This window comes from Mesorhizobium sp. M5C.F.Ca.IN.020.29.1.1, from assembly GCF_003997375.1.
Taxonomy (GTDB): Bacteria; Pseudomonadota; Alphaproteobacteria; order Rhizobiales; family Rhizobiaceae; genus Mesorhizobium; species Mesorhizobium wenxiniae.
The window spans coordinates 1-7,816 of record NZ_RZSW01000282.1 but is presented as its reverse complement, the minus strand read 5'-3'; the positions used below and the strand labels follow the sequence as shown (position 1 = coordinate 7,816).

Annotated in this window: 11 protein-coding genes; 8 read left to right on the top strand and 3 right to left on the bottom strand. The window is 62.5% G+C overall.

The features are described 5' to 3' along the window. Positions 1–171: 171 nt before the first annotated feature. The 5 genes from EOA85_RS21225 to EOA85_RS21205 all read left to right on the top strand — a co-directional run bounded on the left by EOA85_RS21225 (position 172) and on the right by EOA85_RS21205 (position 4,022). On the top strand, positions 172–789 hold the full coding sequence (locus EOA85_RS21225; protein WP_245485921.1) for an aminotransferase class I/II-fold pyridoxal phosphate-dependent enzyme: 618 nt from the start codon (positions 172–174) through the stop codon (positions 787–789). 10 nt (positions 790–799) lie between these two features. Continuing rightward, positions 800–2,050 (top strand): FAD-dependent oxidoreductase, encoded by a 1,251-nt coding sequence (locus EOA85_RS21220; RefSeq protein ID WP_127211048.1) that lies wholly within the window; start codon positions 800–802, stop codon positions 2,048–2,050. Between the two features lie 328 nt (positions 2,051–2,378). Next, positions 2,379–2,567: a hypothetical protein gene (locus EOA85_RS21215; protein ID WP_127211047.1), complete on the top strand. Its 189-nt coding sequence runs from the start codon at positions 2,379–2,381 to the stop codon at positions 2,565–2,567. Between the two features lie 213 nt (positions 2,568–2,780). Further along, entirely contained in the window at positions 2,781–3,584 is an 804-nt protein-coding gene (locus tag EOA85_RS21210; RefSeq protein ID WP_127211046.1) for a class I SAM-dependent methyltransferase, read from the top strand. Between the two features lie 132 nt (positions 3,585–3,716). Beyond that, a complete protein-coding gene (locus EOA85_RS21205) occupies positions 3,717–4,022 on the top strand; it encodes a hypothetical protein (RefSeq protein WP_023799134.1) in 306 nt (101 codons plus the stop codon). Positions 4,023–4,168: 146 nt separating this feature from the next. Here EOA85_RS21205 and EOA85_RS21200 read toward each other — a convergent pair whose 3' ends face one another. The 3 genes from EOA85_RS21200 to EOA85_RS21190 all read right to left on the bottom strand — a co-directional run bounded on the left by EOA85_RS21200 (position 4,169) and on the right by EOA85_RS21190 (position 6,240). Next, positions 4,169–5,023 (bottom strand): aldo/keto reductase, encoded by an 855-nt coding sequence (locus EOA85_RS21200; RefSeq protein WP_127211045.1) that lies wholly within the window; start codon positions 5,021–5,023, stop codon positions 4,169–4,171. Between the two features lie 167 nt (positions 5,024–5,190). Continuing rightward, positions 5,191–5,583, bottom strand: a complete 393-nt coding sequence (locus EOA85_RS21195) for a VOC family protein (RefSeq protein WP_127211044.1) — start codon at positions 5,581–5,583, stop codon at positions 5,191–5,193. A gap of 87 nt (positions 5,584–5,670) precedes the next feature. Then, positions 5,671–6,240, bottom strand: a complete 570-nt coding sequence (locus EOA85_RS21190) for a histidine phosphatase family protein (protein ID WP_127211043.1) — start codon at positions 6,238–6,240, stop codon at positions 5,671–5,673. A 221-nt stretch (positions 6,241–6,461) separates the two neighbouring features. Between EOA85_RS21190 and EOA85_RS21185 the strand changes: the two genes are divergently transcribed. From EOA85_RS21185 to EOA85_RS21175, 3 genes are all read left to right on the top strand, one after another. Further along, positions 6,462–7,097: an ankyrin repeat domain-containing protein gene (locus tag EOA85_RS21185; protein ID WP_127211042.1), complete on the top strand. Its 636-nt coding sequence runs from the start codon at positions 6,462–6,464 to the stop codon at positions 7,095–7,097. 147 nt (positions 7,098–7,244) lie between these two features. Beyond that, entirely contained in the window at positions 7,245–7,634 is a 390-nt protein-coding gene (locus EOA85_RS21180) for a metalloregulator ArsR/SmtB family transcription factor (protein WP_127211049.1), read from the top strand. Then, positions 7,631–7,816: SRPBCC domain-containing protein (locus tag EOA85_RS21175; RefSeq protein ID WP_206523337.1), on the top strand; the 186-nt coding region annotated here is incomplete at its 3' end. The genes EOA85_RS21180 and EOA85_RS21175, both read left to right, overlap by 4 nt.

Genomic DNA, 7,816 nt, shown 5'->3' with positions numbered 1-7,816 from the left:
GTGCCGGGTGCATGGGTTAGAGCTCAGAGGCGTCGCCATGGATCGTGGCGGCATGCGGGCCGACGCGTTCGACGCGGCCTGCGCGCAGCTCCGCCCGCGCGCGGTCTTCCTGGTGCCGACCCTGCACAACCCGACCACCATCACGCTACCCGAGGACGCCGGCACGAGTTGGTGGCTGTGGCCCGTCGCCATAACGTCCTCATCATCGAGGATGACGTCTACCGCCCGCTGGCGGACAATCCGCCGCCGTCGCTTGCCAGCCTCGAGCCCGAATTGACGGTTCACATCGGTGCCTTGTCGAAGTGCGTTGCCCCAGGACTGCGCCTCGGTTTTGTGATCGCGCCACGCGCCATAGCCGGCCAGGTCGCCGCGGCTTTGCGCATCAACTGCTGGAGCATCAGCCCTCTGACCGCGCTGATCGGCGCGCGACTGATAGAAGAGGGCGCGGCTGCGCGTATTATCGAAGCCCAGAAGCAGGAGCTTCGCCAGCGCCAGGCCATCGTTACCGAAATCCTCGGCCGGTACGATGTCCAGAGCCACGCCGCCTCGACCCATGCCTGGCTGCGCCTCCCGGAGCCGTGGCGGGGCGCGGGTTTCGCTCGCACCTGCCTGGAACGTGGCGTTGCCGTTCTTCCCGGCGATGCCTTCGCGGTTGGGCGCGAGCCGGTGCAGCACGGGGTACGCATCAACGTCGGCGCCGCGCGCTCGCTCGACGATCTGCGCACGGCCCTGAACACCATGGCCGAACTGCTCGCGGCCGGGCATCTGCAACTGCCTGGCTTTGTCTAGGGGCTCGGTCGTGGCAGCACCGGAAACCGTGGAAGTCGCCATCGTCGGCGCCGGCATTGTCGGTTTGGCAACGGCACTCCGGCTTGCGGCCGAGGGGCGCGAGGTGCTGCTCATCGACCCCAACGAGCCTGGCTCCGGCGCCTCGTTCGGCAACGCCGGAACGCTCGCCGAATATGCCTGCATGCCGGTCGGCAACCCGGCCGTGCTGCGCCAATTGCCAAAACTGCTCCTCGATCCGGACAGCCCTTTCGCCTGGCGCTGGCCGGCGTTTTTCCAGCTTGCGCCCTGGCTGGTTCAGTTCGTGCGGCAGTCGCTTCCGGCGGCCACCCGTGCCAATGCGCTGGCGCTCGCCGGCCTTTTGGCGGAGGCTCTGCCGGCCTGGGAGGAGATGGTGAAGGAGGCCGATGTGGCCGACCTGCTGCGCCGCAACGGCTGTCTCTACCTGTATCGTCGCGAGATCGATTTCGCCAAGGCGGCCGGGGGCAGGGCGCTGCGCGCGGGGTTTGGCGTCCATCAAGAGGTTCTGACGCCGGGGGAGGTGGCCGCGCTGGAGCCGAGCCTGCCCCCGACCGGGGCCAGCGGCCTGTACTTCCCGGATTCGATGAACGTCGCCGATCCAAAGACGCTGATGCGGCGGCTGCTCGATGCCGCGACCGCCCGCGGCGTGTCGGTAGCGCAGGCTGCTGTAGCCAGGCTGCGGGTCGAGGCGGACGGTGTCAGGCTCAGCGGTTCCGGCATTCGCATCAAGGCGAACATGGTGGTGGTCGCCGCGGGCGCGCAATCACGGGCGTTGGCCATGCAGGCCGGCGACAGGATCCCGCTCGAGACCGAACGCGGTTATCATCTCGAATTCCCGACCAAAGCGCCTCTGCTCAATCGTCCGGTCTGTCCTGTCGATCTCGGCTTCTACATGACGCCGATGACCGGCCGGCTGCGTGTCGCCGGAACTGTCGAACTCGGCGGGCTTGCAGCGCCGGCAAGTCCGCGCCGGCTGGCGCTGCTCGATCGCGGTGTCAGGCAGTTCTTTCCTCAACTCGGCCGGCCTTCATCCGAATGGCTCGGGTTCCGGCCGTCGCTGCCCGATTCCCGGCCGGCCATCGGTCCGTCGCGTCGCAGCCCCAAGGTGATCTATGCCTTCGGTCATGGTCATCTCGGCCTCACTTTGGCTCCGATCACGGCCCGCTTGGTCGCCGACCTGATTGCCGGACGCGGCGATCGCGACCGCCTCGCGCCCTTTGCGGCGGACCGCTTCGGTGCATGAAGGTACGTCGGCTCGGCCGCGGTAGCGCAGCGCGTGAGCATTGGAGCGTTCGGCATTCTCTTCTGTCCCCCAACTGACGCCAGCCTGCGCGCCAATTGCGGATGCCGGTTCCACCCCGAGCACCATTCAAGCAAAAACCCGCCCCGGTCTCCGGAGCGGGTCTGTTGCCTGAGGCGGAACTCAACACATGTCCGCAGCAGCAAGGTCGTCTCGAGATGCTGAAGATCCGGTTAACCGGCCATATTTGATTCAAATCCAGCTGTGGATATTTGCCTTCGGGTAAATCGAGATGGCCATCCTTGTCCAACGGCGGGCAAAAGGAGAATCCATGACTAGCGACTTTGCCGCCGCCCACCTCCATCTTGAACGAGCCTGCCACTATTTGCGCGGCGATGACGAGACGAGCCGCACGGCTCGTGCGGCTCTGGATATCCTGATCGATGCAATTGCCGCAGCCCAGTACAAGCGTCCGCCCGCAGACGTGGTGGAATTTCCCAGAGCGGCAACGCAGCGATAGTCGGCGAACCGGCCAGGAGGGCCTACGAAGCCAGCCGATCGATCGCCTGCGTCAGCAGGCGATTCCCTCGGGACCGCAGAGGTCAAGCGTCTGATCCCTCCGCTGTGCATTTCGAACCCGAACCGCACTCTTATGCCTCTGTTCCTGGAGTTGAGGCGAACGTATTCTCGTTGCGGCCCAATGGTCTGAAATTTTCTCGGGGAGGAGATTGCGATGGCTGAGGCAGCACGTCACGACGCTTGGCAGGCCGGGGATAGCTATGACCTCTATATGGGGCGATGGAGCCGTCAGATCGCCCCGCTGTTTCTGAATTGGCTCGATCCGGCAGAAGGGCTGGATTGGCTGGAGGTGGGTAGCGGAACCGGGGCGCTTTCGGCAGCCATCATGGCGTGCTGCAACCCCAGCAGCCTGGTCTCGATAGACCCGTCGGAGGGTTTTCTCGCCAAGGCGCGTGCAAACGTGCCGGACGAACGTGTCGAGTTTCTCGCAGGCGATGCGCAGGCGTTGTCTGTCGAATCGGGCAGCAAGGACATGGTCGTGTCGGCGCTCGTTCTCAACTTCATCCCCGACAAGCAAAAGGCGCTTGCCGAGATGAGGCGGGTGGCCCGCCCCGGAGCGACGATCGGGTTCTATGTGTGGGATTACCCTGGCGGTGGGGTGGAATTCATGCGGGCCTTCTGGACCGCTGCGACCGCGCTTGACCCAGGCGCCATCGACCTTACCGAAGACAGGCGTTTTCCATTTTGCACACAAGATGGATTGACCGATCTCGCTGAGAAGGCGGGCCTAGTTTCCATCGACTCCACGCGGATTGAAATGCCGGCCGTATTCAAGGACTTTGAAGACTATTGGCACCCCTTCACCCTGGGTGCAGGGCCGGCGCCCGGCTATTGCATGAGTCTCGCCCCCGCAGCTCGCCAGAAATTGATGGAGAGGCTCCGCGATAGTCTGCCGCGCGGCAAGGAGGGGTCCATTCCCCTGAAAACCAGAGCCTGGGCAGTCAAGGCCAAGGTTTGAGCGCGAGCCGGCGCCAGACCGGCAGGCCGCCGACCATAGACTGTCCTGCGCAAAGTTCGGGTTGACCGGCGTTGTACGCGAAGCGACTATTCGTCTGGACAGCCGAGATGCAGACTGCGCGAGGAGATTACGATGGACGAGCCCGATCGGTGGCGTCACATGTCGAGCGCGCCAAGGGATGGCAGCCGAATCCTGGTCACGGTTCGGCCGTCGGAACAGGGGCCGGCGGAAGTCGACCTGGCTTACTGGTCTCGAGCCGACCAGTTCGGCAGTGAGGGCTGGCGCGCTTCCGACTCGTCTCCAGGACGCGTGGTTGAATACGCCGAACCCGAGCTGAAGTGCTGGATGCCGCTGCCGACAGCCAATCTGAGCAAGGGTTCATTGCCCAGCCCCTGGGACGAAGAAGATGTCCCGCTGCTGGATGGGTCAGGGATATGAGGTGAGCGGAAGGGCTAATTTCAATTGGCCGGCGGGACAGCGCCCCCCCTCTGTCCTGCCCTCTGCCCAAAACTTGGCATCTCCCCCACTAGGGGAAGATTGGCAGCTTCGCCGTCGGCTCCTTCTCTTCAGCTCACCTCAGTCCGTCAGAACAGGAAAGCTGCCGTGACGGGGTTCGGCCCGGTGCGGCCGTCTGATGAATCCATGCCACGAATGAGGCCGAGGTCCTCCGCGTCCAGCTCAAAATCGAAGACATCGAAATTGGCGGCGATCCGGTCCTGGCGGATCGACTTTGGAATGACGATCAGCCCTTCCTGAAGATGCCATCTGATGATCACCTGCGCCACGGACTTGCGATGTTTTAGTGCGATCTTTTCGAGGGTCGGGTCGCTCAACAGCCGGCCGCTGCCCAGGGGGCTCCAGCTTTCGATACGGATATTGTGCGTGCTGTGAAATTCTCTGGTATGGCGCTGTTGAAACCGGGGATGGAGTTCGATCTGATTGACCGAGGGCGTGACTCCGGTCTCGCCGATGATCCGCTCCAGATGGTCCTGGTTGAAATTCGAAACGCCGATCGACTTGATCCGGCCGGATTGCCTGAGTTCGATCAGCGTCTTCCACGCCTCGACATATTTGCCCTGGCTGGGCACTGGCCAGTGGATCAGAAATAGGTCGATCTGTTCGATCGCGAGCTTGTTCATCGTCCCGTCGAAAGCCCGAAGGGCGGCGTCGCGCTGATGTGCGCCGTTGCGCAGCTTCGAGGTGATGAACAACTCGCTTCTCGGCACGCCACCAGTGCGGATCGCTTGCCCGACGCCTTCCTCGTTCCGGTAGCCTTCGGCGGTGTCGATCAATCTGTAGCCGGCCTCGATCCCCCAACTCACAATCTTGGCCGTGACGGCCGGATCGACTTGCCACACGCCAAGGCCGACCTGGGGAATGGCTAAGCCGTCGTTCAATGTGATCTGTTCAGGCTTACTTGGTGTAATCTGTTCAGGCATGCTCAGGTCCTTCTGCATCGTTTAGCCCAGCGCAGCGCTTATTTGGGCGCGGCATCCGCCAGTGCCCAGTCGACAGGTGGAGGCAAGTCCGGCCCAGGCAGCCAGGATTGCAACCGCCAGCGCGATGCCGTCCTTGCCATCGCAAACCTGGCTACGTCACCGAGCGATCACGGGTTCCATCCGCCGCTGCCGTATTGACGGGTAATGATCTCGAGAAGATGACCGTTCGGGTCCTCGAAATAAACGCCGCGGCCGCCGTCGTGGTGATTGATCTCGCCCGGCTGCGTCCGGCCAGGGTCGGCCCAGTACGGGAGATCCCGTTCACGAATCCTACCGAAGATCTCGTCGAACTCGGTTTCGCTGACCAGGAAGGCGTAATGCTGCGGCCTGATTTCGCCGCCGGTATCCATGTAGTCGAGGTTGGCACCGTTTTCGGTCGTGACCATCTGGAAAGGCCCCCAGCGCCTCGGGGCTGGAAGGCCAAGTATTTCCGCCAGGAACTTTGCCGACGCCTCGCTGTTGCGGGCCGGCAGTATTGTATGGTTGAAATCGATAGCCATGCGATCACTCCCTTTGATCTCTCCTCGCACGTCGTCGTTCCACGACTGAAGCGATGCTGCACGAGATGGGGTCGAAGGCCATGATGCTCAAGCCGGCGCGGCAACATGCCCGATGACCTGCACGGGGTCAGCCTCATGAATACGGGCGATGATCATTTCGCCGCTATCCGGCACCTCGCCGGTCAAGCCGGTGATGTTGACCTGATGCGTGACAAGCACGGCTGGTCCGCCGAAACGCTGCCCGCGAAGCCAGGCCAAAAGAGCGGCGGTGCGCTTCTCGCCGGCCGAACTGTCGCCAAAGAATGAATTGAGCAGTTCGAGAGGCACAACTTCGCCGATCCCGAGCAGGCGAGCGGTGTCGAGGCAACGACACCACTGGCTCGAATAGACGGCTGCCGTCGAGATGCCATTCGCACGGAACAGGTCGCCGATCGCGCGTGACTGCGCACGACCTTCTTCCGACAGATTCCGCTGGGTCCTGCAATCACCGAGCCTGAAGCCGGGCGGATCGCCGGAGCCTGGGGCCGCGGCATGGCGCAGCAAGGCAATGGCTTCTCCGGATCGCAGGGCTGACCAGAGCGGCTCGGTGGCGCGTGCCTTGCCGAAGGCAGCCGCTCCGAGCGACAGGACAAGAAATCGCCGACGTCCAATTCGCATCTTGCTTCTCACCTTTCCGATAGCGGCTTTGGCAAGTGCCGGCAATGTCTCGATAGAGTGCGCGCTTACTGTTCGTCTCTATCGGCCCCGCTGCCGGAGGACATCGGCCAGTTCCGCCTTGAGAGGGCTGGCTTCAAGTTCGAGCGGGTCGGTCATCCGGTGGATGTCGGCCGAACCGGAACAATGCTATCCTGCGGGGAGCATTCGGGGAGGCGACTGCATTGACCGAGAGCTTGGAAGCCGAAGAGCCGAGAGGTTGGTCGAATCTGCTGCTCGCGGCAGAAAGGGGCGATGCGGAGGCCGTGAAAGCGGAATTGGCGGCCGGCGCCAATATCAACGAGGCGGACGGCGGCGGCTGGTCAGCCCTTCATCTCGCAGCCCTCAATGCCCGCACCGCGGCGGTCGAGGCGTTGATCGAACACCCAGCAATCGATGTGAATTCCAGAAACAAATGGAAGAGCACGCCTTTGAGCCTTGCTTCTGCCAAGGGCCACTACGCCTCTATTTTAGCCCTGGTGAAACATCCCGAAATAGAGATCGATGCAAGAGCCGACTACTACGGCAGAACGGCCCTTATTGAAGCAGCAAAGAACGGGCATCTGGATGTCGTTAAGTTGCTTGTCGAGAATGGCGCCGACGTGAATCTTACTGACAAGACCGGAAGAAACAACGCGCTTATCGAGGCTATCAAGGGACGGCACTACGAGGTCGCGGGATACCTGCTTGATTCTCGGAAAATGAACTTTCTCAACAAGGATATGAGACTGAACGCCCTGATCTGGGCTGGAAGCTGCCATAACCCTCAACTCATCGAAAAGCTGGAAGTCTCGATTCACACTTTCTTCGAAGGCAAGTGAAGGTCCCGCTTCCGCCGCCGTGACCATGTCCGTGGTCTTGCACTGGCCGATGTCCTGGATCGCCGCAGGCCGCCTGTGGAGTTCCCCTTCCAAGATCATTCAACCAATCGGTTGACAATTCGACAGCGTATCTCTATATTCAACTACATGGTTGAATTAGAGACACCCCAGATCGACGCGGTTTTTCATGCCCTTGGCGACGCCACCCGCCGGCAGATGCTTCGCGACCTCGCCGGCGGCAAGCGAACGGTAAGCCAGCTGGCGGAACCCTTCGCCATGTCGCTGGCGGCGGCCTCCAAGCACATCAAGGCGCTGGAGAATGCCGGGCTTATTCGTCGAGAGGTGAGGGGCCGCACGCATCTTTGTCGCCTCGAACCCGGACCGCTGGCCAGCGCCCACCAATGGCTGGGCTTCTACGAGCGCTTCTGGACCAACCGTCTCGACGTTCTCGAACGTCTCCTTCACGAGGAGGACGCACGAAAAGCCCAGGATGATTCCAGGAAATCGCCCACCTCAAAAGAAGGAGACGACCAATGAACCAGATGAAAAACATCGAAGCCTATGGCGAGCTGACTGAGCCCGCCACGTTCACCATCCAGCGGCTTTTGCCCGGCCCCATCGAGCGGGTCTGGGCCTATCTCACCGAGAGTGACCTGCGTCGGCAGTGGATGGCCGCGGGCCAGATGGAAATGGAGGCCGGCACGTCGTTCGAGTTCGTC

Bases quoted from the DNA above. Each gene is read 5' to 3' on its own strand.
- EOA85_RS21210 (WP_127211046.1), top strand. From the start codon at position 2,781: ATGGCTGAGGCAGCACGTCACGACGCTTGGCAGGCCGGGGATAGCTAT.
- EOA85_RS21200 (WP_127211045.1), bottom strand. From the start codon at position 5,023: ATGCCTGAACAGATTACACCAAGTAAGCCTGAACAGATCACATTGAAC.
- EOA85_RS21215 (WP_127211047.1), top strand. From the start codon at position 2,379: ATGACTAGCGACTTTGCCGCCGCCCACCTCCATCTTGAACGAGCCTGC.
- EOA85_RS21195 (WP_127211044.1), bottom strand. From the start codon at position 5,583: ATGGCTATCGATTTCAACCATACAATACTGCCGGCCCGCAACAGCGAG.
- EOA85_RS21180 (WP_127211049.1), top strand. From the start codon at position 7,245: ATGGTTGAATTAGAGACACCCCAGATCGACGCGGTTTTTCATGCCCTT.
- EOA85_RS21205 (WP_023799134.1), top strand. From the start codon at position 3,717: ATGGACGAGCCCGATCGGTGGCGTCACATGTCGAGCGCGCCAAGGGAT.
- EOA85_RS21190 (WP_127211043.1), bottom strand. From the start codon at position 6,240: ATGCGAATTGGACGTCGGCGATTTCTTGTCCTGTCGCTCGGAGCGGCT.